Source organism: Kitasatospora sp. NPDC058162 (assembly GCF_042884005.1).
Taxonomy (GTDB): Bacteria; Actinomycetota; Actinomycetes; order Streptomycetales; family Streptomycetaceae; genus Kitasatospora.
In genome coordinates this window covers 5,130-6,374 of sequence record NZ_JBHVUS010000070.1, presented here as the reverse complement: position 1 = coordinate 6,374, position 1,245 = coordinate 5,130, and the positions used below count along the sequence as shown (strand labels likewise).

Below are 1,245 nucleotides of genomic sequence, written 5' to 3'. Positions count from 1 at the left end.
TGCGGCCCCGGCCCTGGCGGTGACTGTCGTCTCGGCGGTGCTGACCGTCGCGGTGGTGGTCCTGTGGCTGGGTGGCGTGATGCCGCTGGCCCTGGCGCTGGTGATCGGCCTGGGCTACGACGGCGCGTGGTTGGCCGCCCTCTCGTACGAGAGGCGGTTGGCCGGGCAGGGCGACCACAACGGCAAGGTGACCGGCCTCGGGTGGGCGTTCGGTGCGCTGACGACGGCGATGCTGGTCGTCCACGCGCTGACCAGCCCTCACACCGCCGGGTGGCTCGCGGTCTCCTGGCTCCCGCTCGCGGCGAAGGCCATGTGGTGGCTCCACGGGGTGTGGGAGTCGACGGAGATCAGCCCGAAGGCGAGGTCGGAGATCCGGCGGGTCCTCCAGGACTCCCGCGACAGCGCGGCGATCTCCCGGGCGGTGCTGAACGCCCAGACCCACGGTGAGCGGGTCCGCATGACCTCGCTGTCCCGGGCGGGGGCGGCCGTGGCGAAGGCCCAGGCGAAGGCCGCGCAGACCCTCTCTGGGGCCTGGGCGGAGTTGGCCGAGGTCTCCTCCGAGGAGGAGCAGGCGCCCGTCCTGGAGCGGATGGTGACTCCGGCGGCGCCCGCCTGGGAGCTGCCGGTGTGGACGCCGGTCTCCGCGCTCCGTCCGTCCGCCGCTCTCTCCGGCGGAGGCACGGCGGAGGTCCGCACGGAGGCCGTGACCGCCCAGGTCAGCGCCCCGCAGCCGTCCGGCGGTCTCCAGGCGGAGGCGCCCGGGGCCCCCGCCCCGAAGGCCGCGAGCGTGGCCTCTCTGGTCCGCCTCGCCGTGCCGGAGGTCGGCGACGACCCAAAAGCGGTGACGGCCTGGGTGAGCGCCAGGACGACGAAGGCGGTGCGGCCGGACACGGTCGCCCGGGAGATCCGGGCGGCGAAGAACGCCGCCCCCACCACCAAGGCCGGCGGCTTCGGGTTCGCCGCCGGGAGGAGCTGACCATGGCCGAGCCGCGCTACTACACGACCGCCGAGAAGGCCAAGCTCACGCTGCTGGTGGCCCGGGCCGCCGCCGGGGGCGACCGCGCCAAGATCGGCGCCAAGATCGACGCGATCCAGGCGGAGGCGGTGGCCCGCGAGGAGGCCGAGGACGCCGCCCGCGAGAAGGCCAAGCAGGACGCCCGGGACGCGAAGGCGAAGGCCAAGGCCGAGCGCGACAACAAGTCGTACTGGTTCTGATCGACCACCAGGGGCGGGCCCACCCTCGCG

General features: G+C 74.8%; 2 protein-coding genes. Both read left to right on the top strand.

All coding sequences use genetic code 11. From position 1 onward, the window contains the following. Positions 1–976: hypothetical protein (locus ACFVXG_RS45550; protein WP_387936419.1), on the top strand; the 976-nt coding region annotated here is incomplete at its 5' end. A gap of 2 nt (positions 977–978) precedes the next feature. Beyond that, complete coding sequence (locus tag ACFVXG_RS45545; protein WP_387936418.1) at positions 979–1,215, top strand: hypothetical protein; 237 nt, start codon at positions 979–981, stop codon at positions 1,213–1,215. Positions 1,216–1,245 lie beyond the last annotated feature (30 nt).

Bases quoted from the DNA above. Each gene is read 5' to 3' on its own strand.
- ACFVXG_RS45545 (WP_387936418.1), top strand. From the start codon at position 979: ATGGCCGAGCCGCGCTACTACACGACCGCCGAGAAGGCCAAGCTCACG.